The 22,987-nt window shown below is 70.4% G+C and carries 18 protein-coding genes; 16 read left to right on the top strand and 2 right to left on the bottom strand.

The window, feature by feature from the left end:
* Nucleotides 1–2 precede the first annotated feature (2 nt).
* The gene (locus BJ970_RS15955; protein WP_184726994.1) at nt 3–1,046 is read right to left on the bottom strand and encodes an AAA family ATPase; all 1,044 of its coding nucleotides are present in this window, start codon (nt 1,044–1,046) and stop codon (nt 3–5) included.
* A 598-nt stretch (nt 1,047–1,644) separates the two neighbouring features.
* Here BJ970_RS15955 and mraZ point away from each other — a divergent pair.
* The 15 genes from mraZ (at nt 1,645) to BJ970_RS16030 (ending at nt 20,070) form a co-directional block, all read left to right on the top strand.
* Nucleotides 1,645–2,076 carry a division/cell wall cluster transcriptional repressor MraZ gene (gene mraZ / locus BJ970_RS15960; protein ID WP_184726995.1) on the top strand — a complete coding sequence of 144 codons (432 nt, stop codon included), beginning with the start codon at nt 1,645–1,647 and terminating at the stop codon, nt 2,074–2,076.
* Nucleotides 2,077–2,301: 225 nt separating this feature from the next.
* Entirely contained in the window at nt 2,302–3,315 is a 1,014-nt protein-coding gene (gene rsmH, locus BJ970_RS15965; protein WP_184726996.1) for a 16S rRNA (cytosine(1402)-N(4))-methyltransferase RsmH, read from the top strand.
* A 22-nt stretch (nt 3,316–3,337) separates the two neighbouring features.
* Nucleotides 3,338–4,153, top strand: coding sequence for a cell division protein FtsL (ftsL, locus tag BJ970_RS15970; RefSeq protein WP_184726997.1), 816 nt, complete (start codon nt 3,338–3,340; stop codon nt 4,151–4,153).
* Nucleotides 4,153–5,991: a peptidoglycan D,D-transpeptidase FtsI family protein gene (locus tag BJ970_RS15975; protein ID WP_184726998.1), complete on the top strand. Its 1,839-nt coding sequence runs from the start codon at nt 4,153–4,155 to the stop codon at nt 5,989–5,991. The genes ftsL and BJ970_RS15975 overlap by 1 nt, the downstream gene beginning before the upstream one ends.
* A 283-nt stretch (nt 5,992–6,274) precedes the next feature.
* Nucleotides 6,275–7,918, top strand: a complete 1,644-nt coding sequence (locus tag BJ970_RS15980) for a UDP-N-acetylmuramoyl-L-alanyl-D-glutamate--2,6-diaminopimelate ligase (RefSeq protein ID WP_221467984.1) — start codon at nt 6,275–6,277, stop codon at nt 7,916–7,918.
* Complete coding sequence (locus BJ970_RS15985) at nt 7,915–9,387, top strand: UDP-N-acetylmuramoyl-tripeptide--D-alanyl-D-alanine ligase (RefSeq protein ID WP_184726999.1); 1,473 nt, start codon at nt 7,915–7,917, stop codon at nt 9,385–9,387. The genes BJ970_RS15980 and BJ970_RS15985 overlap by 4 nt, the downstream gene beginning before the upstream one ends.
* Complete coding sequence (gene mraY, locus BJ970_RS15990) at nt 9,384–10,457, top strand: phospho-N-acetylmuramoyl-pentapeptide-transferase (protein ID WP_184729136.1); 1,074 nt, start codon at nt 9,384–9,386, stop codon at nt 10,455–10,457. The genes BJ970_RS15985 and mraY overlap by 4 nt, the downstream gene beginning before the upstream one ends.
* Nucleotides 10,458–10,501: 44 nt before the next feature.
* Nucleotides 10,502–11,938 carry a UDP-N-acetylmuramoyl-L-alanine--D-glutamate ligase gene (gene murD, locus BJ970_RS15995; protein ID WP_184727000.1) on the top strand — a complete coding sequence of 479 codons (1,437 nt, stop codon included), beginning with the start codon at nt 10,502–10,504 and terminating at the stop codon, nt 11,936–11,938.
* A gap of 6 nt (nt 11,939–11,944) precedes the next feature.
* On the top strand, nt 11,945–13,363 hold the full coding sequence (gene ftsW, locus BJ970_RS16000) for a putative lipid II flippase FtsW (RefSeq protein ID WP_184727001.1): 1,419 nt from the start codon (nt 11,945–11,947) through the stop codon (nt 13,361–13,363).
* A 20-nt stretch (nt 13,364–13,383) separates the two neighbouring features.
* The gene (gene murG / locus BJ970_RS16005; protein ID WP_184729137.1) at nt 13,384–14,514 is read left to right on the top strand and encodes an undecaprenyldiphospho-muramoylpentapeptide beta-N-acetylglucosaminyltransferase; all 1,131 of its coding nucleotides are present in this window, start codon (nt 13,384–13,386) and stop codon (nt 14,512–14,514) included.
* A complete protein-coding gene (gene murC / locus BJ970_RS16010; protein WP_184727002.1) occupies nt 14,511–15,959 on the top strand; it encodes a UDP-N-acetylmuramate--L-alanine ligase in 1,449 nt (482 codons plus the stop codon). Before murG ends, murC begins: the two co-directional genes overlap by 4 nt.
* A gap of 2 nt (nt 15,960–15,961) precedes the next feature.
* Nucleotides 15,962–16,708 carry a cell division protein FtsQ/DivIB gene (locus BJ970_RS38880; RefSeq protein ID WP_184727003.1) on the top strand — a complete coding sequence of 249 codons (747 nt, stop codon included), beginning with the start codon at nt 15,962–15,964 and terminating at the stop codon, nt 16,706–16,708.
* 169 nt (nt 16,709–16,877) lie between these two features.
* On the top strand, nt 16,878–18,035 hold the full coding sequence (locus BJ970_RS16020; protein ID WP_221467990.1) for a nitric oxide synthase oxygenase: 1,158 nt from the start codon (nt 16,878–16,880) through the stop codon (nt 18,033–18,035).
* A 102-nt stretch (nt 18,036–18,137) separates the two neighbouring features.
* Entirely contained in the window at nt 18,138–19,040 is a 903-nt protein-coding gene (locus tag BJ970_RS16025; RefSeq protein ID WP_312864098.1) for an IS5 family transposase, read from the top strand.
* Nucleotides 19,041–19,098: 58 nt separating this feature from the next.
* On the top strand, nt 19,099–20,070 hold the full coding sequence (locus tag BJ970_RS16030; RefSeq protein ID WP_184727005.1) for a helix-turn-helix transcriptional regulator: 972 nt from the start codon (nt 19,099–19,101) through the stop codon (nt 20,068–20,070).
* Nucleotides 20,071–20,105: 35 nt separating this feature from the next.
* Here the strand turns inward: BJ970_RS16030 and BJ970_RS16035 are convergent, their stop codons facing one another.
* A complete protein-coding gene (locus tag BJ970_RS16035) occupies nt 20,106–21,023 on the bottom strand; it encodes an SDR family oxidoreductase (RefSeq protein WP_184727006.1) in 918 nt (305 codons plus the stop codon).
* Nucleotides 21,024–21,488: 465 nt separating this feature from the next.
* Here BJ970_RS16035 and ftsZ point away from each other — a divergent pair, with 465 nt between their 5' ends.
* A complete protein-coding gene (gene ftsZ, locus BJ970_RS16040) occupies nt 21,489–22,910 on the top strand; it encodes a cell division protein FtsZ (RefSeq protein WP_184729138.1) in 1,422 nt (473 codons plus the stop codon).
* Nucleotides 22,911–22,987: the final 77 nt, after the last annotated feature.

Below are 22,987 nucleotides of genomic sequence, written 5' to 3' on the forward strand. Positions count from 1 at the left end.
GGTTACCTGCGTTCGCGGTCGATGTCGCCGCGCGGCACCGGAATCCGGTTTAGCAGTTGCCGCACCAAATCCGCCGCCGAGCGGCGAGCGGCGCGGGCCTCGCTGGTCAGCACCAGCCGGTGGGCCAGCACCGGGACGACGATCGCCTGCACGTCGTCCGGGATGACGAACTCGCGGCCCGACAGCGCGGCGTGCGCGCGGGCGGCGCGGACCAGTTGCAGGGTCGACCGGGGCGAAGCACCCAGCCGTAGTTCCGGCAGCTGGCGCGTGGCGGTCACCAGGTCGATCGCGTAGCGCCGGATCTCGGTGGACAGGTGCACCTGGCGAACGGCCCGCAACAGGGCCCGCACCTCGCCGCTGTCGGCGACGGGGCGCAGGTCGTGCAGCGGATCGTGCCCGGCGTGCTCGTCCACCATCGCGAGCTCGGCCTTCGCGTCCGGGTAGCCGATCGACACGCGGGTGGTGAAGCGGTCCCGCTGTGCCTCGGGCAGGGCGTAGGTGCCCTCCATCTCGATCGGGTTCTGGGTGGCGATCACCATGAACGGCGTGCTGAGCGGGTAGGTCTCGCCGTCGACGGTGACCTGGTTCTCCTCCATGCACTCCAGCAGCGCCGACTGGGTCTTCGGCGAGGCCCGGTTGATCTCGTCGCCGACGACGATGTTGGCGAACACCGGGCCGGGCCGGAACTCGAAGGTCTCGGCCTGGCGGTTGTAGATGGAGACCCCGGTGATGTCGCTGGGCAGCAGGTCCGGGGTGAACTGGATGCGGCTGACCGTGCAGTCGATGGACCGGGCCAGCGCCTTGGCCAGCGAGGTCTTGCCGACGCCGGGCACGTCCTCGACCAGCAGGTGGCCTTCGGCCAGCATGGTGACCAGCGCGACCCGCACCACCTCCGGCTTGCCGACCAGCACCTGCTCGACGTTGGCGGCGATGCGCTGAATGGTGCTGTGCAATCGGTCGATGCTCGGCGTCGCCGGGTCGGCTGCGAGCGGATCGGTCGTCGCGCTGGCCGTCGCAGCGCCGGACAGCTGGGTTTTCGGCGTCACGCCACCTCCTGCGTGGTGCGGTGCGCGATCAGCGGGTTCGGCGGAGTCGGCTCGCCGGAACGGTCGCGCATGCAAGCCTCCAAAGTCTGCGGCCGACGGGCGGCTGCGGCGGTCCGCGCCGGCGTCCCCGGGGCAAACCAAACGATCACCTGATCGGATCCGGCGTGCACGTGCAGTGTGCCAAACCGGCGGTGCCCGGCGGGACACCATCACCGACCTTGGGCGGACCGGCGCCGCCCCACTTCGCCCCACCGCGATGCTCCGTCGGCGGGCGGATGGGGCGGGTCATGAGCATAACGGCGCAGCCCGGCGGGTTGATCAAGGTCGGGGCCCCGAATCACCCCACCTCGTCCCGACGCTGTGCTACCTGCACAAACGGCGGCAATACGGCCGGGGGAACCGGGGCAACTCGTGTTGACGGTGGAGTGAAGTGGGGTACTGTGGGGGAAGGTGGGGCAAACGGGGGTCCCGCCGCTTCCGGTGGCCCCAATGGCGACCAGCGGGAGCACCGGTTCGGGGAGCGCTCAGGGGAGTGGGCGGCGCCGAGGCGGGTCCGGGGCCGTCACGCGGGCGGCCTGGGCGGGGGAGGTGGACCGGGATGTTTCTCGGCACCCACCACCCGAAGCTCGACGACAAGGGGCGTTTGACGCTGCCGGCGAAGTTCCGGGAAGCATTGGCGGGGGGGTTGATGGTCACCAAAGGACAGGACCACTGCCTCTACGTCTTCCCGCGCGACGAGTTCGAGCAGATGGCGCGCAAGGTCGCCGAGGCACCGTTCACCAACGAGGCGGTCCGCGCCTACCAGCGGTATCTGTTCGCCGGTACCGACGAGCAGCAGCCCGATGGGCAGGGGCGGATCACGATCGCGGCGGAGCTGCGGCGTTACGCCGGGCTGACCAAGGAGTGTGTGGTCATCGGCGCGATCAGCCGCCTGGAGATCTGGCACGCGGAGAGGTGGCAGAGCTACCTCGACGAACACGAGGAGGGCTATGCGCAGGCGCGTGAGGAGGTGTTGCCAGGCGTGTTCTGAGTGTCCCGCCGACCGGCGGAACGAACGTTGACGGCACGAGATCCGGGTTTCGTGAGGCCTCGGTCCGCTCGGCTATCGCATGCCTGGTGCATCTTCCCCGGCACCAGGACGCGACGGGCGGGCGGGGACCTGACGGGATCCGGAAAACGAGGGGGCACACCGGAGATCGCCACGCGCGCAACGGCGCGTGGCGATCGGCGGTATTCAACGATGTGTTCAACGGCAATGGGGCACGCGGGAGGGAGGACCGCCGTGGCCGAACAGCGGCATGATCAGGGCGGATCCGCCCGGGACAAGCACGTGCCGGTGCTGCTCGACCGCACGCTGGAATTGCTCGCGCCCGCGCTGTCCCGCGAGGGTGCGGTGGTCGTCGACGCCACGCTCGGCATGGGCGGGCACTCCGAGGCGATGCTCGCGGCGCATCCCGGCCTGACCCTGGTCGGCCTGGACCGCGACCCGGACGCCCTGCGGCTGGCCGGTGAGCGGTTGGCGCCCTACGCCTCGCGAATCCACTTGATACATGCGGTGTACGACGAATGGGCCGCGGTGCTGGCCGATCTCGGACTGTCCGAAGTGGATGGTGTGCTGTTCGACCTCGGGGTGTCGTCGTTGCAGTTGGACGAGACCGGGCGCGGCTTCGCCTACGCCCACGATGCGCCGCTGGACATGCGGATGGATCCGGGTGCGCCGCGCACGGCCGCGGACGTGCTCAACACCTACGGCGCGGACGAACTGGCGCGGGTGTTGCGGACCTACGGCGAGGAGAAGTTCGCGGGCAAGATCGCCGCGGCGATCGTCCGGGAACGCCGCAAGGAGCCCTTCACCAACAGTGCGCGGTTGGTACAGCTGCTCTACGACACCGTGCCGGCGGCGAGCCGGCGCACCGGCGGACATCCGGCCAAGCGCACCTTCCAGGCGTTGCGTATCGAGGTCAACGCCGAGCTCGACGTGCTGGAACGGGCGCTGCCCGCGGCGCTGGACACGCTGGCGGTGGGTGGCCGGATCGTGGTGATGTCCTACCACTCGCTGGAGGACCGGATGGTCAAGCGGGCTTTCGCCGACCGGTCGAAGTCGCGCACCCCGGTCGACCTCCCGATCGAACTGCCTGGCCACGGACCGGAATTCCGGCTGCTCACCCGGGGCGCCGAGCTCGCTGGCGAGCACGAGATCGAAGCCAATCCCAGGGCGGCGTCGGTGCGGCTGCGCGCCGCGGAACGGATTGGGCAGGGGGGCGCATGAGCGGCAAGGCGAGGGAGGCGACATGACAGCACCTACGCGCGCCGGCAAAACCGCTTCGCGGGCGGGTTCCACCGAGCGGACGAAGCAGGCCGCTCAGCAGACGGCGCAGAAACGCGGCCAGAAGTCCGGGCAGAAAACGACCGAGAAGCCCCGGACGCGATCTGCTGCGGCCGAGCGCGCTTACGCCCGCCGCGAGGAGCGGCGGGACCGGTCGGCGCGGGAGTCCTCAGAGCGGCGGCCGCGCCGGGTGCGGCAGGGCGTGGAGGAGCGGCGCCCGGCCGCGGTGAAGCCGAAGACGAATGCCAAGACGAACGCCAAGACGAATGCCAAGGCGAGGGCAAAGGCGAAGCAGCTGCACGAGCGGGTTTCGCTCGCGCGGCTGCCGATGGTGATCATCGTGATGTCGGTGTTGGCCACCGGGCTGGCGGCGACATTGTGGCTGTCCATTGCGGCGGTCAGCGGCAGTTATCGGCTACGCGAGGGCGAGGAAGCGCTCAACGCATTGAGTGAGCGCAGGGAGCAGTTGCTGAGCGAGGTCAGTTCGATGAGCTCGACCCCCGAGATCCAACGGCGGGCGGCGGAGGCCGGTATGCAGCCCGCACCGCCGCCGGCGCGGCTCGTCCAGCAACCGGACGGCTCGGTGCTCGTCATCGGTGAGCCGAAGAAGGTCACCGCCGCGCCACCGCCCCCAGCTCAGCAGCCGCCGGCCCAGCAGCCCCCTGCCCAGCATGACCCGGCCCAGCAGCCCCCTGCCCAGCATGACCCGGCCCAGCAGCCCCCTGCCCAGCATGACCCGGCCCAGCAGCCGCCGGAGGCGGCCGCATTGGCGGGCCGTTGATGGCCCGCGGGGCGACCGGCATCAAGGGACGCACCGCGCGCACCAATGTGGCCGGCAGCAACCGGCGGCTGCTCGTCGGCCGGTTGCTGCTGGTTCTCGCGCTGGTGTTGACCGGCGGCAAGCTGATCCAGCTGCAGGGTTTCGAGGCCACCGCGCTGTCCGAGCAGGCGCAGAAGCAGCGGCTCACCAAGCAACCCATTCCCGCGGAGCGGGGCTCCTTTGTGGACCGCAGCGGGAACGTGCTCGCCTTCAGCGGTGAGGCCCGCCAGCTTTACGCCAATCCGAAGCTGCTGACCAAGGAATTCGACGAGGAGCACGCCAAGGACCCCTCGAAACCGACTGCGGAGCAGTACAAGCAGGAGATCGCGCGCTTCATCGCGCAGGTCCTGCGGGGCAAGATCACCGAGCAGGAAGTGCTGGACGCGCTGTTCAAGGACGTTGCGTTCACCTACTTCGGCCCGGAGATCGATCCCAGCCAGGCGCGCCTGATCACCGAGAAGTACCCGCAGATCGGCGCCGAGTACCGGGCGACCCGCGAGTACCCGGCGGGGGGCTTGGCCGCGAACATCATCGGCGCGGCGAACTGGCGGATGGACGAGAAGAAGGTTCAGGGCCAGATCGGCCTGGAGGCATCGCTGGATTCGCTGCTGGCCGGTACCGACGGAACGAAGGTCTCCGACACCGCGATGGGTTCGGACCTCGTGATTCCGGGCACCGAACGGGAACTGGAACCGGCGGTCCCGGGCTCCGATGTGGAGTTGACGATCGACTCGGATCTGCAGTTCATGTTGCAGCGAGAGCTCGCCGACTACGCCCAGCAGGCCAGGGCGAAGAGCGCCAGCGCGGTGGTGCTGGACGCCAAGACCGGCGAGGTCTACGCGCTGGCCAACGACAAGACCTTCGACCCGCGCGTGTCGTGGACCGAGAACACCGGCAACCCGGCGGTGACCACGCCCTACGAGCCCGGCTCGGTGGGCAAGGTGATCACCGCGTCCGGGGCGATCGAGAACGGCATTGTCAAGCCGGACACCGTGCTGCAGGTGCCGGGCTCCATCAAGGTCGCGGACCGGACCGTCAGCGACGCCTGGGACCACGGCACGATGCCGCTGACGTTCACCGGGGTGCTCGGCAAGTCTTCCAACGTCGGCACCCTGATGGTCGCGCAACAGCTCGGCGAGCAGCGGTTCTACGACCTGGCCCAGAAGTTCGGGATCGGCCAGCGAACCGGGATCGGGCTGCCGGGGGAGAGCGCGGGCAGCCTGCCGCCGCGCGAATCCTGGTCCGGGTCGACGTTCGCGAACCTGCCGATCGGCCAAGGCCTTTCAATGACGGTGCTGCAGATGGCGGGCATGTACCAGGCGATCGCCAACGACGGGGTGCGAGTGCCGCCGCGGATCATCGAGGCGGAGATCCGGCCGGACGGCACGCGCGTGCAACGCCCACGCCCGGAGGGGGTTCGGGTGGTCAGCCCGGAGACGGCCCACACGGTGAAGGACATGCTGCGCGCGGTGGTGCAGAACGTCCCGCAGCAGCGCGGCACCGGGCCGGACGCGGCGCTGCCGGGCTACCAGATCTCCGGCAAGACCGGGACCGCGCAGCAGATCGACCCGGCCTGCCGCTGCTACAGCCAGTCAAAGTACTGGATCACCTTCGCCGGGATCGTGCCCGCGGACAATCCGCGATTCGTGGTGGGATTGATGCTGGACCAGCCGGCGTACGGGACCCACGAGGGCTCCTCGGCGGCCCCGCTGTTCCACAACATCGCGGCGTTTCTCACCCAGCGCTACCAGATCCCGGTGTCCAAGGAGCAGGCGCCGGTCCAGATCCTCCAACCCTGAGGCGGCAACGCCCTAAGCTTGGGAAGGCCGCTGGTCCTCGGTCACACCGGCCCCCGGCATGTCTGCGGTCAGTCGACCATGTGTATCAAACGACTTTCACGTAGGGTGCCCGGCCGGTCACACATCGGGCGCTGATTTCCTTTGAAATTCAAGGCAAGCGCGCACCGCGCAGAAAAGGACGCCGGCCGGGGAAACCCGTGGTGTTGTGGCGGCGGTATGGCCGAACGAGCATGCATCGAATGGTCTAGCCAGTGGTCGGCCGAACAGCCTGCCGACCATGGGGATGCTTTCTCAGGTGATACGGGTAGCCTGTCGCGACGTGCCTTCCGCGGTTGCAACAGCTCCGCCTCGCCCGTCCTGTGTCGAGCCGGTGGAGATCGAGAAGCTCGCCGACGTCATCGGCGCGCGTGTGCTTCGCGTCCCTGGTCCCAGCGCTGCCGCAGCGCCGGTGACCGGGGCGACCCTGCGTGCTCAGCACGTGCGCCCCGGCGATCTCTTCGCCGCTTTGCCGGGAACGCGCGTGCACGGTGCCGACTTCGCCGAACACGCGCTGGAAGCCGGTGCCGTCGCGGTGCTCACGGACCAGGCCGGGATCGATCGCGCCGCGCTGACCGAGCACCCTGCCGTGCGCGAAGGCAAGGTCTCGCTGCTGGTGCACGACGATCCACGCGGCGTGCTCGGCGCGGCATCGGCCCTGATCTACGGCGACCCGTCGCGGCGGTTGAAGGTGCTCGGTGTGACCGGCACCTCCGGCAAGACCACCACCACCTACCTGCTGGAGTCGGCGCTGCAGGCGGCCGGGTTCGGCACCGGACTGGTCGGCACCGTCGAGACCCGCATCGCCGGCGAACGGCTGGACAGCGCGTTCACCACGCCCGAGGCCCCCGACCTGCAGGCGCTGCTGGCCGTGATGGTCGAGCAGCGGGTGACCTACGTGCCGATGGAGGTCTCCAGCCACGCGTTGGCCATGGGCCGGGTCTCCGGTACCCGGTTCGCCGTCGGCGCGTTCACCAACCTGTCCCAGGACCACCTGGACTTTCACCGCGATCTTGAGGACTACTTCCAGGCCAAGGCGCTGCTGTTCGACGGCCGCGCCGAGCACGAGGTCGTCTGCGTCGACGGCGAGTGGGGCCGTCGGCTGGTCAAGGAGGACACCATCACGGTGTCCACCGAGGGCGAGGCGAGTTGGTCCGCCACCGACGTGCAAGCGTTCCCCACCGGCGAGCAGACCTTCACCGCGCACGGCCCCAACGGCTTCAAGCTGCACGTCCGGCTGCGCCTGCCCGGCCCGTTCAACGTGGCTAACGCACTGCTGGCGATCGGGGTCCTGCACGCCGCCGGGGTGCCGACCTGGGCGATCGAGCGCGGGCTCGCGGAAGTCGACGTGCCGGGCCGCATGGAGCGTGTCGCGCTCGGGCAGGACTTCACCGCTGTGGTGGACTATTCGCACAAGCCCGGCGCGGTGGCCGCGGTGTTGGACGCGGCCCGCGCGCAGGTCGACGGCAAGGTGATCGTCGTGCTCGGTTGCGGCGGCGACCGGGACGTCGCGAAACGGCCATTGATGGGCGAGGCGGCAGCCCGCCGCTCTGATCTGCTGATCATCACCGACGACAACCCGCGCAGCGAAGACCCGGCCGACATCCGGGCGGCCATGCTGGCCGGGACGCGGGAGATACCCCCCGACCAGCGCGGGGACGTGATCGAGATCGGAGACCGGCGCGCGGCCATCGCCGCGGCGGTCGACCGTGCCGAACCGGGCGACATCGTCGTCGTCGCGGGCAAGGGACACGAAACGGGGCAGGAGGTGGCGGGCGTCGTGCACCCCTTCTCCGACCGGGAAGAACTCGGCGCTGCGCTGCGCCATAGGCTCGGAGAGCCAGAGGAAACCGATGTTCGTCGGGGGCAGGGCGACGAGGAGGCAAGTTGATCCGGCTCAGCCTCGCTGACATCGCGCAAGCGGTGGGTGGCAGGCTTCATCGTGCGGAAGGCTCGGAGATCGTCAGCGCGGGGGTCGAGTTCGACTCCCGCAAGATCGAACCCGGTGGGCTGTTCGTGGCCGTGCCGGGGGAACGCGTCGACGGGCACGACTTCGCCACGCAGGCCGTGGCGGACGGTGCGGCGGGTGTGCTCGCCGCGCGAAAGGTCGACGCACCGGCAGTGCTCGTCGCGCCGGTGCCTGCTGCGGATCGGTCCGGCGCCCTGGCGCTGGCCGGCGACGTGGACGGTTCCGGTGCCGCCGTGCTGGCCGGGCTGGCCAAGCTGGCCCGCCACGTGGTCGACCGGCTGCCGCGGCTCACCGTGGTCGGCGTCACCGGTTCGTCGGGCAAGACTTCCACCAAGGACCTGATCGCGCAGCTGCTGGAACCGATGGGGCCGACGGTCGCGCCGCCGGGTTCGTTCAACAACGAGCTTGGCCACCCGTGGACCGTGTTGCGCGCCGACGAGAGCACGCGGCACCTGGTGCTGGAGCTGTCCGCGCGTGGCGTCGGGCACATCGCGAATCTTTGCGCGGCGGCGCCGCCGCGCATCGGCGCGGTGCTCAACGTCGGCCATGCGCACCTCGGCGAGTTCGGCTCGCAGGAGGCGGTGGCGCAGGCCAAGGGCGAACTGGTCGAGGCGCTTCCCGCGGACGGGGTGGCGGTGCTCAACGCGGACGATCCGCTGGTCGCCGCGATGGCCGGCCGCACGCGGGCGCGCGTGGTGTTCGTCGGGGAACACCCGGACGCGCAGGTGCGCGCGGAGGGCATCGAGGTCGACGACCAGGCGCGGCCGACGTTCACGCTGGTCACCGAGCAGGGCGAGGCGGCAGTGACGCTGCCGCTGTTCGGCGAGCACCACGTAGCCAACGCGTTGACGGCGGCCGCCGTGGCGCTGGAACTCGGCGCGACGGTCGAGCAGGTGGCCAAGCGGCTGAGCTCGGTGCGCCGGGTGTCGGCGCGGCGCATGGAGGTCTCCGAGACCCCGAGCGGCGTCACGATCGTCAACGACGCATACAACGCCAACCCCGAGTCGGTCCGCGCGGCGTTGAAGACGTTGGCCGCGATGACCCGCGGGCGCCCGGCTCGGGCGTGGGCGGTGTTGGGGCCGATGGCCGAGCTCGGCGAATTGGACGCCGAAGCGCACGACGAGATCGGGCGCCTGGCCGTCCGGCTGAACATCGACCGGCTGGTGGTGGTCGGCGAACAGGCCCGGGTGATGCACCAGGCGGCATCGCTGGAAGGGTCGTGGGGAGAGGAGTCGGTTCTGGTGCCGGACATCGATGCGGCCGTCGCGCTACTGCGTGCCGAACTGCGTGCCGGTGATGTGGTGCTGACCAAAGCATCGAACTCCGCCGGGTTGTGGCGGGTCGCCGAGGTCCTGTTGACCGAGGACTCTGCGGGGTGGCGGACGCCGTGAAGCCCATTCTGGTGGCGGCCGCCGTGTCGCTCGTCGTTTCGATCCTGTTCACGCCTTACCTGATCCGGGTTTTCTCCAAGCAGGGCTTCGGCCAGGAGATCCGGGAAGAGGTGCAGAGCCAGCACGCCGCCAAGCGCGGCACGCCCACCATGGGCGGGGTGGCGATCCTGGTGGCCATGTGGGTCGGCTACCTGGTGACCCACCTGACGGTCGGGGATCCGCTGACCGCGTCCGGGCTGCTGGTGCTGGGCCTGACCACGGCGCTGGGCATCGTCGGGTTCCTGGACGACTTCATCAAGATCCGCAAGCAGCGCAACCTCGGGTTGAACAAGACCGCCAAGCTGGTCGGCCAGCTGGTCGCATCGGTGCTGTTCGCGATCCTGGCGATCCAGTTCGTCAACCGCAACGGCGTCACACCGGCGTCCACGGAGCTCTCGTTCCTGCGGGACATCACGGTGATCTCGTTCGGCGCGATCGGGTTCGTGATCTTCGCCTATGTCGCGATCAGCGGCTGGTCCAACGCGGTCAACTTCACCGACGGCATGGACGGCCTGGCGGCCGGCACCGCGGCGATGGTGCTGGCGACCTATGTGCTGATCTCGTTCTGGCAGCTGCGCAACGACTGCTTCGCGCCGACCGGCCCGACGCCCGGCTGCTACACGGTGCGCGATCCGCTGGACATCGCGGTGGTCGCCGCGGCGGCAATGGCCGCCTGCGTCGGCTTTCTGTGGTGGAACGCCGCGCCCGCGAAGATCTTCATGGGCGACACCGGTTCGCTGGCCCTGGGTGGCCTGCTGGCCGGGCTCTCGATGGTCACCCGGACCGAACTGCTGATGATCGTCATCGGCGGGGTGTTCGTGGTCGAGGCGCTGTCGGTGGTGCTGCAGATCGCGGTGTTCCGGACCACCAGGCGACGGCTGTTCCGGATGGCGCCGTTCCACCATCACTTCGAGCTCGCCGGGTGGGCGGAGACCACGGTGATCATCCGGTTCTGGGTGCTGGCCGGAATCAGTTGCATGTTCGGTGTCGGCCTTTTCTACGCGGACTGGCTGGCGTTGGCCAACCCCTGACGCTTGAGCGTGCAGGGACGAGGAGAGATTGGGGAGGCGACCCGGTGACTGGGCGGTTCGCGGGGCTGAACGTGCTGGTGGCCGGTGCCGGGGTGTCCGGGCGCTCGGCCGCGGAGGCGCTGCTGGCGGTGGGCGCGGCGGTCACCGTTTCCGACGCCTCCGCCGATCGGCTGGCCGCGCTGGCGTCGCTGCAGGCGCAGGGCGCGGAGCTGGTGGCCGGGCTGTCCGAGCCGCCGGAAGACACCGAGCTGGTCGTCACTAGCCCCGGTTGGCGGCCGGATGCGCCGCTGCTGGCGGCGGCGGCCGCGGCCGGTGTCGAGGTGATCGGCGAGGTCGAACTCGCCTGGCGGCTGGACCAGGAGAAAGCGGAATCTCCTGCCGCGTCGATGGGCCGGCGAGCAGCGCCGGCCACGTGGCTGGCGGTCACCGGCACCAACGGCAAGACCACGACGGTCAGCATGCTGGAGTCGATCCTGCGCGCCGCCGAGGTCGACGTGGTGGCCTGCGGCAACGTCGGGCTGCCGGTGGTCGACGCGGTCCGGGCCGGACACCAGGTGCTCGCCGTGGAGCTGTCCAGCTTCCAGCTGCACTGGTCGGACTCCGTCGCGGCGTACGCCGCCGTCGTCCTCAACCTCGCCGACGATCACCTTGACTGGCACGGCTCCCTCGTCGCCTACGGCGACGCCAAGGCGAGGGTGTACTCCGGCAATTCAGTTGCCGTCGCCAATGCCGACGACGCGTGGTCGACCCGGTTGTCCGCGGCTGCCGCGACGGACGCCAGGCGGGTCTCCTTCACGCTGTCGGCTCCGCAGGAGGGCCAGCTCGGCGTCGAGGACGCCTCGCTGGTGGACCGGGCCTTCGGCGATCGGGTGGTGCTCGCGTCGGTCGCGGACGTGCACCCGGCGGGGCCGCACAACGTGGCCAATGCGCTGGCTGCGGCCGCGCTGGCGCGCGCTTACGGCGTCGAGCCCGGTGCGGTGGCCGACGGGCTGCGGGCGTACCAACCGGGGGCGCACCGGTCGGTGGCGGTGGCCGAAGCCGCCGGTGTGTCCTATGTAGACGATTCGAAGGCGACGAATCCGCACGCCGCGGACGCGGCGCTGCGCGCGCACCAGCGAGTGGTGTGGATCGCGGGCGGGCTGCTCAAGGGCGCCGAGGTCGACGAACTGATCGCGGCCAACGCCGATCGGCTGGACGCCGTGGTGCTGATCGGCCGGGATCGGGACCGGTTCGCCGCCGCACTGGCCCGACACGCGCCGGATGTGCCGGTCCGCGAGGTGACCGCGGGGGACGATGCGGGCATGCTGCAAGCTGTTCGCTCGGCCAGCGAGTTCGCGCGACCGGGCTCGGTGGTCCTGCTCGCCCCGGCCGCCGCGTCGATGGACATGTTCACCGACTACGCCCATCGAGGCCGGGCCTTCGCCGACGCGGTGCGCGCGGTGGTGGCCGATTCTCCGGCGGCATCGACGCACGGCGGGTGATCCGTCGTGACCACCGCGACCAACGCCGCGCCCGCACGGGGCTCGAAGCGACGCACGAGCCTGACCGTGCTGTCGCCGCTGACCGCGTGGCTGACCCGGCCGCTGGCCTCGTTCCACCTGCTGCTCGCGGTGTTCGGCCTGTTGACGGTCTTCGGCCTGGTGATGGTGCTTTCGGCCTCCAGCGTCGACTCGTTCACCAGGGACGGCTCGTCCTACAGCGTGTTCAGCAAGCAGGTGATGTACTGCCTCGCCGGGCTGGCGCTGTTCTACCTCGCGCTGCGGGTGCCGGTGCGGCTGATGCGCCGGTTCAGCCTGATCCTGCTGACGACCTGCCTGGGCCTGCTCGTGCTGGTGCTGACGCCGCTGGGCACCAAGCTGAACGGGGCGCAGAGCTGGTTCGTGGTGGCCGGGGTGTCGTTCCAGCCGGTCGAGTTCGCCAAGGTCGCCTTCGCGTTGTGGGGCGCGCATGTGCTGGTCACCAAGCGCGGCCTGATGACGCAGTACCGGCATCTGCTGGTGCCGGTGGTGCCGGCGGCGCTGCTGATGTTCGCGCTGGTGATGATGCAGCCGGATCTGGGGTCGACGGTCACGCTGTTCGTGGTGCTGCTCGGGCTGCTGTGGTTCGCCGGTGCGCCGCTGCGGCTGTTCTTCGCGATGCTGCTGGGCGCGGTGACCGGCGGTGTGGCGCTGGCGATGGTCGCCTCCTACCGGATGGCCCGGCTCACCACGTTCCTGGATCCGCTGGCCGACCCCTCCGGCCACGGCTACCAGGCGATGCAGGCGCTGTTCGCGCTGGCCGACGGCGGGTTGTTCGGCCGCGGGCTGGGGCAGGGCTGGTCGAAGTGGCAATACCTGCCCAACGTGCACAACGACTTCATCTTCGCGGTGATCGGTGAGGAACTTGGGTTCGTCGGCTGCGCCATCGTGCTGGTGCTCTTCGGCACCACCGCCTATGTGGGCATGCGCATCGCGTTCCGCAACACCGACCCGTACATCCGGCTGGTGTCGGCGACCTTGACCACCTGGCTGGTGGGGCAGGCGATCATCAACGTCGGCTACGTGGTGGGCCTGCTGCCCACCACCGGGTTGCCGCTGCCGCTGATTTCCTCCGGCGGGTCGTCGGTGGTGACCAGCATGCTGGTGTTCGGCCTGCTGGCGAACTTCGCCCGGCACGAACCCGAGGCGATCGCCGCGCTACGGTCTTTGGGGCCGGGTCGGGTCGGCAAGCTGCTGCGCCTGCCCACCCCGGTGCCGTACCGGCCGCCGGCCAGGCGGCGTCCGGCGCGACCCACTACCCCACGAAGCCGGCCCGGCGCGAAGAGCTCCGGGACGGCGGCAACTCGCCGGGGAGGCGGGGACACGCGCGCGCGTGGTGCGCGCAGCGGTCCCGGATCCCGGGCGCAGACACGAGGAGGACACCGTTGAGCGGGGAGCAGACGGTTCGCATCGACCAGGGCGCCGTGGCCGACCCGCGGGGTGCCGCCGTGGGGCGGCGGACGCTGTCGGTGGTGGTCGCCGGTGGCGGCACCGCCGGGCACATCGAGCCCGCGCTGGCGCTGGCCGACGCGGTGCGTCGGCTGCGGCCCGACGCCCGGGTGACCGCTCTTGGCACCGAGCGGGGGCTGGAGAACCGGCTGGTGCCGGCCCGCGGCTACCCGCTGGAGCTCATCCCGCCGGTGCCGATGCCGCGCAAGGCCAGCCCGGAGCTGCTGAAGCTGCCGCTGAAGGTGCGGGAATCGGTGAAGCGGACCCGCGACGTGCTGGACCGCGTCGGCGCGAACGTGGTGGTCGGCTTCGGCGGCTACGTCTCGCTGCCCGCCTACCTGGCCGCGCGCGGCCGGGTGCCGATCGTGGTGCACGAGGCGAACGCGCGCGCCGGACTGGCGAACAAGGTGGGCGCGAAGTTCGCCGCACGCGTCTTGGCGGCCACCCCGGACAGCGGCCTGGCCGGGGCGCGGACCATCGGGATCCCGCTGCGCGAGTCGATTACCCGGTTGGACCGGTGGGCGCTGCGGGCGCAGGCCCGCCAGCACTTCGGGTTACACCCGCACGCCCCGACGATCCTGGTCGTCGGCGGTTCGCAGGGCGCGCGCACGCTGAACACCGCGTTCTCCGGTGCGGCGGAAGCGTTGGGACGCGCGGGAATCGGCGTGCTGCACGCGCACGGCCCGAAGAACACCATTGCGGTGCAACAGGTTCCCGGTGCGCCCGCCTACACGGCGGTGCCCTACCTGGAGCGGATGGACCTGGCGTACGCGGCGGCGGACCTGGTGGTGTGCCGCTCCGGCGCGATGACCGTCGCCGAGGTCTCGGCCGTCGGGCTGCCCGCGGTGTTCGTGCCGCTGCCGCACGGCAACGGCGAGCAGGCGCTCAACGCGCAGCCGGTGGTGACCGCCGGTGGTGCGCGGCTGGTGGCGGACGCGGACCTGACCGCGCAGCGGGTGATCGACGAGGTGCTGCCGCTGGCGCGCGACGCGCAACGGTTGCAAGAGATGAGCCGGGCGACGCTGGGCAGCGGCCACCGGGAGGCGGACCAGGTGCTGGCGCAGATTGTGCTGGAGGTGGCGGGTCAATGACCGGACCGTCCCCATCAAACTTTGAAACCGTGGAGCTCGAAGCCTTGTTGGCGCGGGTGCACCTGGTCGGCATCGGCGGGGCCGGGATGAGTGGCATCGCCCGCATCCTGCTGGCTCGCGGGCAGCAGGTGTCCGGTTCGGACGCCCGCGACTCGCGCACCGTGCTCGCGCTGCGCGCGCAGGGCGCGCGCATCGGCATCGGCCACCAGGCGGAGAACCTGGACCAGTTCGACGCGGACCCGACGGCGGTCGTGGTGTCCACGGCCATCAAGCTGGACAACGCGGAGCTGGTCGAGGCGCAGCGGCGCGGGATCACCGTGCTGCGCCGGGCCGAGGCACTGGCCGCGCTGATGGCCGGGCACCGGGTCGCTTGCGTGGCGGGCACCCACGGCAAGACGTCCACGACCTCGATGCTGACCGTCGCGTTGCAGCACTGCCGGTTCGACCCGTCCTTCGCTATCGGCGGTGACCTGAACGACTCGGGCGCGAACGCGCACCACGGCGACGGCAGCATCTTCGTCGCCGAGGCGGACGAGAGCGACGGATCGTTCCTGGTGTTCGCGCCGTCGGTGGCGGTGGTGACCAACGTCGAGCCCGACCACCTGGACCACCACGGCACCGCCGAGGCCTACACCGAGGTCTTCGAGGAGTTCGTCCGGCGCATCGAACCGGGCGGCGTGCTGATCGCCTGCTCCGACGACCCTGGCGCGGCCGAGCTCGCCGACCGGGCAGCGGCTGCCGGGGTCCGGGTGCGGCGCTACGGGAAGTCGGCGACCGGCGACGGCGATGCGCTGCTGGTCGGGTACCGGCCCGAGCACGCCTCCGGAGTGGCCTGTGTGGAGCTCGGCGGCGACCGCGTCGACGTGCGGGTGTCGGTGCCGGGCGAGCACATGGCGGGCAACGCGGTCGCGGCGCTGCTCGCCGGGCTGGAACTCGGTGCGCCGCTCGGTGGTCTGCTCGACGGGCTCGCCGCGTTCGGCGGGGTCCGACGGCGGTTCGAGTTCAAGGGCCGCGCCGACGGCGTGCGGGTCTACGACGACTACGCCCACCACCCGACCGAGGTGGACGCGCAGCTGCGCGCGGTCCGGCCGGTGGTCGGCGACGGTCGGCTGATCGTGGTGTTCCAGCCGCACCTGTTCTCCCGCACGGCGGCGTTCGCCGGCGAGTTCGCGACCGCGCTCGGCCTGGCCGACGAGGTCGTCGTGCTGGACGTCTACGGCGCGCGCGAGGACCCGCAGCCCGGTGTCACCGGCGAGCTGATCGCCGGCGAAGTGCCGCTGCCGGCCGAGAACGTGCACTATGAGCCGTCGTTCACGGCGGCGGCGCCGCGGGTAGCGAGCCTGGCCCGGCCGGGTGACCTGGTGCTGACGATGGGGGCCGGGGACGTGACGATGCTCGGCCCGGAGATCCTCCGCGAGATCGACCCCGACGCAGGGGAGGAGTAAGGGTGACCCCGACGCGTCGCCGCGCCCCGGCGCGCCCCGGGCTGCGCAGCACCCGAGGCCGCCCGGTGCGGGGCGGCGCGATGGCACCGCCGAGGTGGCGCCGCTGGGCGCTTCCGGCGCTGTTAACGGTGGCGACGTTGGTGGCGGTCGTGCTGTATTTCACGCCACTGCTGGGGGTCCGGTCGGTGCAGGTCGTCGGCAACTCGAGGCTCGGCCAGGACGAGGTGGTGCGGGCCGCGGGCATCGAATCCGGCACTCCGATGCTGCAGGTCGATGTCGACGAGATCCGCGCCCGGCTGCAGGCGGTGCCGAAGATCGCGGCGGCCCAGGTGTCGCTGAGCTGGCCGTCCACGGTGCGGGTCCAGGTCACGGAGCGGATTCCGGTGGCGTTCCTGGTGGCGCGTAACGGGATCCAGCTCGTCGATGCCGATGGCGTGCCGTTCGACGTGGTTCCGCAACTTCCGGCCGATTTGCCGGAGCTCCGCGTCCGGGCGGCGTCCCAGAACGATGCGACGACGCGGGCGGCGATGACGGTCCTGATGGCCCTGCCGCAGTCGGTGCGGGCCGAGGTCACGGCGGTGATCGCGGAGCGGTCGAATGCGATCCGCCTGCTGTTGACGGGTGACCGCGAGGTCGCCTGGGGAGCCCTGGAGGAAACCCCCCGGAAGGCGGCGATTCTCCCGCCGCTGCTGACCCGCCCGGGCAAGGTCTACGACGTGACCACCCCGGCACTGCCCACTGTGGCCTGATCGCTGGCCGGTGGCGGAATTGCCCAATTTTAGGCAAAATCGGGAAACCCCCGGTCCCGACCAAGATCGTCTTCCTCGACGCTACCGTAGGCAAGTGTTCAAGGTTAGCGGCGACGTGCCGGAGTCGGTGTTCGGCGGGAGCGTGACCGCATCGCAGCCGACCAAGCGGTTGCGCGTGGTGCGGCGGTCGTCCGATCGCTCCGCGCGGCCGGTGGACGTGGCGGAGGCCGAAGAGTTCTTGCGGCTGTTCCACGCGGAAAACCGCGACTGCGGGTCGTTGCAGCAGCGGCTGGACCGGATGCGCTACGAGATCGACACGGTCGGCACCTACCGGCACACGCCGGCGGAACTGACCTTCGGCGCGCAGGTGGCGTGGCGCAACAGCGCCCGCTGCATCGGCCGGTTGTACTGGCGGAGCCTGAAGGTACGCGACCTGCGGGACGTGCACACCGTCTCCGGCGTCGCGGCGCACTGCGTGCAACACCTGCGGATGGCCACCAACGACGGCAAGATCCGCCCGGTGATCAGCGTGTTCCCGCCGGAGACCCCGCAGTGCCCGGCACCGCGGATCTGGAACGAACAGCTCATCCGTTACGCCGGGTACAAGCACCGTGACGGCACGGTGCTCGGTGACCCTCGCTACGTGCGCTTCACCGAAGCGCTGACCACCTTCGGCTGGTGGCCGCCGGCCCAGCGCACCTCCTTCGACGTGCTCCCGCTGGTGGTGGAGACCGCCGAGGAGGGCCCGCACATGTTCGCCCTGCCGGCGGAGACGATCAAAGAGGTCCCGCTGAGCCACCCCGAGTTGCCCTGGTTCGCCGAGCTCGGGCTGCGCTGGCATGCGGTCCCGCTGATCAGCAACATGCGGCTTAGCATCGGCGGGGTGTCGTATCCGGCGGCGCCGTTCAACGGCTGGTACATGGGCACCGAGATCGGCGCCCGCAACTTCGGCGACTCCGAGCGCTACAACCTTGTCCCGGTGGTCGCCAAGCGGTTGGGCCTGGACATTTCGCGCGAGGACACCCTGTGGCGGGATCGCGCGCTGGTCGAGCTCAACCGGGCGGTGCTGCACTCCTACCGAGAGGCCGGGGTGACGATCACCGACCACCACACGGAGTCGCAGCGCTTCCTGACGCATCTGGCCAAGGAGGAGGCGGCGGGCCGCAAGTGCCCGGTGGACTGGTCCTGGATCGTGCCGCCGATGTCGGGCTCGCAGACCCCGGTCTTCCACCGCTACTACGACGAAGACCCGCAACGCCCGGACTTCCTCCTCGACGAGGACGCCACCCGCCGCGCCCTCGAAGGCGGCCCACCCCGTTTCGCCTAAGAGACTGTTGGGTAACCGGGTGGGCACGTAGCGCCACGTGATGTTGATCATGGTTGGCGTGTCGGGAAGACCAAAAGATCATCCCCGCCGTCATCTGGTTGTGTGTGCAACTGCGATACCGGCGGGGATGATCGCCGCTCATGTTATCCGTCCAGTCTGACCGATGAGGTGTGGGCGGTCCTGGAACCGTTGATGCCGGTACGAGACCGCCGAAAGGGCGGTGCCGCAAGGAGATACGGCGATCGTCTGGTGCTGGACGCGGTCTTCTTCGTGCTGCGCTCGGGCTGTCAGTGGCGGATGATTCCCCGCGATCTGCTGCCCTGGGACGCCGCCTACCGCTGGTTTCGGACCTGGGCGGCTGACGGCACCATCGACCGTGTTCACGACGCGCTGCGCGATCAGGTCCGTATCCAGGCCGGGCGCCAGGCGGACCCGTCGGCGGCGGTGCTCGATGCCCAGTCCATCAAAAGCAGTGAGGGCGGCCAAGCGCGCGGGTTCGATATGGGCAAGAAAACGACAGGCCGCAAACGGCACCTGATCGTGGACACCCTCGGCCTGCTGCTGGTCGTCATGGTCACCTCCGCGTCGGTCCAGGACCGCGTCGGCGGGCGGGAGATCCTGCAACGCCTGGCCGCCCGGTTCCCCTCGATCGCGCTGGTCTGGGCCGATGGCGGATACGCCAACTCCATCGTCAACGGCCTACTGGCCTGGGCGAAGGAAAAACTCGGACTGGTACTGGAAATCGTCAAACGCAGCGACGATGTCAAGGGGTTCCAGGTGCTACCGCGCAGGTGGGTGGTCGAACGAACTTTTGGGTGGCTGATCCGTCATCGCCGCCTCGCACGAGACTACGAACGCCGGACCGTCAACTCCGAAACCATGATCAAGCTCGCGATGATCCGCCTCATGGCCACCCGGCTGGCCGGCCAGACCGTCCAGTGGTCCAACACCACCGAACGCGAAGCCGCCCGCCGACTCACCGTGGAGACCCATCTCGCAGCGTAATCACTCACATACCCAACAGCCTCTAAGGATTGTCGGCGGTTCGCCGTAGGCTCGGGGCGTGCGGGCTTCGCGGTTGGTTTCGTTGTTGTGCCTGTTGCAGGTCCGGGAGGTCATGACCGGGCCGGAACTCGCCCGGGAACTGGAGGTTTCCGAGCGGACGGTGGCCCGGGACGTGCTCGCGCTGGCTGCGGCCGGGGTGCCGGTGTACGCCGAGCGCGGGAGGGCCGGTGGCTACCGGCTGCTCGGCGGCTACCGGGCGAAGCTCACCGGGCTGCACCAAGCCGAAGCCGAGGCGCTGTTCCTTGCCGGCGTGCCGGGCCCGGCGTGCGACATGGGGCTCGGGGAGGCCGTCGCTGCCGCGCGGCTCAAGGCGTCGGCCGCATTGGCCCCGCCGTTCCGCGATGCGCCGCAGCGGGTGGCGCAGCGTTTCCACCTGGATGCGCCCCGCTGGTTCCGGGAGGCCGAAACCCCTGCCGTGCTGCCGGAATTGAGCCGCGCGGTGTGGCGCGACCACAAGGTCGTCGCCCAGTACCGGCGCGGCGACCGGGAAGTGCGGCGCGAACTCCAGCCGTACGGACTGGTACTCAAGGCCGGCGTCTGGTACCTAGCCGCCCGCTACGGGCAGCGGTTCCTGACCTACCGCGTCGACCGCTTCCGCCAGGTCGAAATCAGCGACGAAGCCTTCGCCCGCGACGAGGCATTCGACCTCCCCACCTTCTGGGAGGCGAAGGCCGACGAGTTCGCCCGTTGCCTGCTGACCGAACGCGTCGGAATCCGGATCAGCCCGGCGGGCCTGCGCAAACTCCGCGCCACCACCGAGGGCACGGCAGTCCGGGAAGCCGAAGCCGCCGCGAGCGGGCCGGACGCGCAAGGCTGGGTCACCACGACCCTGCCGGTGGAATCCCTCGACGTCGCCTACGACCAGATCCTCAGGCTGGGCCCGGAAGCAGAAGTCCTCGATCCGCCCGGCCTCCGGCACCGCCTGGCCCACGCCGCCACCCGGCTAGCCGGTCTTTACAGTGATGGGTGAGGCGCACCCCGAGCGGACCTGGGTGCGCCTGATCGTCAGCGGTAGTCGGCGGGGTTTCCGCGCTTGCCACGCCACTCGACTTCTTGGATGTAGCGCCAGGCGTCGGGTTGGGAGCCGTCGACGTCGGTGAAGCCGTAGACCTTCGCCAGTTGGCCGCTGGACAGCGACTCCTCGTTCCACCGGGCCAGTTCCGGGTCCGTAGCCAGCGCGACCACCGCGCGGCCGACGAACTGCGGTGACTCCGAGATGCCGAAGCCTACCGGGGCCGTGGTGGACTCCCGCCAGTTCGCCTCGGTGACGCCGAAAAGTTCGAGCATCATCTCCGACCGCAGCCAGCCCGGCGTCAGCGATACCGCCGTGCCGCCGTGCTGCTTCAATTCCTCGCCCTGCGCCCGCGCGAGGCGGTGTGCCGCGACCTTGACGATGTCGAAGAACACACCGCCTTCGCTGCGGTAGTACCGCTCGTGCACCTCCGCCGTGCCGTCGGTGAGTTCCACGACCAGCCCGCCGGGCCGCTTGATGAGCAGCGCCAGGGCGAAATGACTGGTGATCAGGTGCGCCTCGATGCCGACCCGCAGCCGTTGCAGGCCCTTGTGCAGGTCCTGTTCCCAAATCGGCTTGTGCCAGTCCATCAGGTGCTCGCCGCCGAGGTCGTTGACCAGGATGTCCAGCCGCCCCTGTTCCGACTCGATCCGCTGAACCAGCTCGCGGACCTGGTCCGGCTCGGTGTGGTCGACCCGGACCGCGATGCCCCGGCCACCCGCCCGGGTCACCAGGTCCGCGGTGTCCTCAATGGTCTCCGGCCGGTCGTAATCCGAGCGCTGCGCGCGAGTGCTGCGCCCGGTGCCGTAGACCGTCGCCCCGGCCGCCCCCAGCTCCGTGGCGATGCCGCGACCCGCGCCGCGGGTCGCCCCGGCCACCAGCGCCACCTTGCCGTGCAGTTGTCCAGTCATGCCTTGGTTTCCTTTCCTCCCGAATAGCTCGGGGAGCGACCATGACAGCGAATCCGGACACCTCCGGTCGGGTTTTTCCGGGCGAGTCCGAAACTGCCTACCGCAACGCGTGGGCACGGCTCGGGGTACGGTGTTGGAGGTGATCACGTCCGCGACGTGGTCGCCGCCAAGGGGAGGAACAAGACTGGGCTTGCTGCGGCGAACGGATTTGCCGGGCGTCGGCGGACGCGGTCGGGACGGAAGCGACGAGGTGCGCGGCACAACACACCTGCCGGGGATCGCGGCGTGGCTGCTGGACGCGGAGGCAGTTGGATGCCTACGGTCCCGACCAGGCACGGGATCGGCAGTACCGCGCATCCCACGCCGACAGCGATCGGGGAAACCCGCGCCGACGGCGACCGGTACCGCGACCGCCCCGGCGGTCGACGCAGAGAGCACAGAGCCACGATCAGGAAGGCGGATCCGATGACGCCCCCGCACAACTATCTCGCGGTGATCAAGGTCGTCGGCATCGGTGGCGGCGGCGTCAATGCCGTGAACCGCATGATCGAGGTCGGGCTCAAAGGTGTCGAGTTCATCGCGGTGAACACCGACGCGCAGGCCCTGCTGATGTCGGATGCCGACGTCAAGCTCGACATCGGCCGCGAGCTGACCCGCGGCCTCGGGGCCGGTGCCGCGCCGGAGGTCGGCCACAAGGCCGCCGAAGACCACAAGGAAGAGATCGAAGAGGTCCTCAAGGGCGCCGACATGGTGTTCGTGACCGCCGGCGAGGGCGGCGGCACCGGCACCGGCGGCGCGCCCGTCGTCGCGTCGATCGCGCGCAAGCTAGGCGCGCTGACCATCGGCGTGGTCACCCGGCCGTTCTCCTTCGAGGGCAAGCGCCGCGCGGCCCAGGCCGAACAGGGCATCAAGGAACTCCGCGAGTGCTGCGACACCCTCATCGTCATCCCCAACGACCGGCTGCTGCAGCTCGGCGACATCGGGGTGAGCCTGATGGATGCCTTCCGGTCCGCCGATGAGGTGCTGCTCTCCGGTGTCCAGGGCATCACCGACCTGATCACCACCCCGGGGCTGATCAACCTCGACTTCGCCGACGTCAAGAGCGTCATGTCCGGCGCGGGCAGCGCGTTGATGGGCATTGGCTCGGCGCGCGGCGAGGGCCGGGCGGTGCAGGCGGCGCAGAAGGCGATCAACTCGCCGCTGCTGGAGGCGTCGATGGAGGGCGCGCACGGCGTGCTGCTGGCCATCGCCGGCGGCTCCGATCTCGGGCTGTTCGAGATCAACGAGTCGGCGTCGTTGGTGCAGGAGTCCGCGCACCCAGAGGCGAACATCATCTTCGGTACGGTCATCGACGACTCGCTGGGCGACGAGGTGCGGGTGACCGTGATCGCCGCCGGGTTCGACGCGGGCACGCCGACCCACAAGAAGCTCGACCCGACCAAGGTCGGCTCGCGGACCGAGGACGCCGAACCCGCCCCGGCCGCGGAGAAGTCCGCGCCGCAGGTGGTGGAGGGCGAAATCCGACCCGAGCCGCCGCGACCCGCCGCGGCGCCGCAGCCCGCTCCGGCACCGGCTCCTGCCCCGCAGGCGGAACAGCCGGTCGCGCCGCAGTCCGCCCAGCCGGTGGCTTCCGCGCAGCCGGAGTCCGGCCCGGAGCACGAGCCCCAGCAGCGGCCCAGCTTCGGCCAGCGGCCCGGCCTGTACGGCAGCGATGGTCCCGCGGCCGGCCAGCAGAACGTCTCGGTACCGAGCCGCCCGAGCGGCGGCTACCCGACGCACAGCGGCACTCCGACCTCCAGTCGTTCCGGGTCGCTGCCCAACCGCGCCATCCCGGTCAACGACGACACCGATGACGACGTCGACATACCACCCTTCATGCGCCGCTGAAGCGGTGTGCGGCCCCGCCCCGCGCGGCGCATGAGCGAGAATCGACACCGGAAACGGCTCGTTTCCGGTGTCGATTT

Origin of the sequence: Saccharopolyspora phatthalungensis, from assembly GCF_014203395.1 — a bacterium.
Classification (GTDB): domain Bacteria; phylum Actinomycetota; class Actinomycetes; order Mycobacteriales; family Pseudonocardiaceae; genus Saccharopolyspora; species Saccharopolyspora phatthalungensis.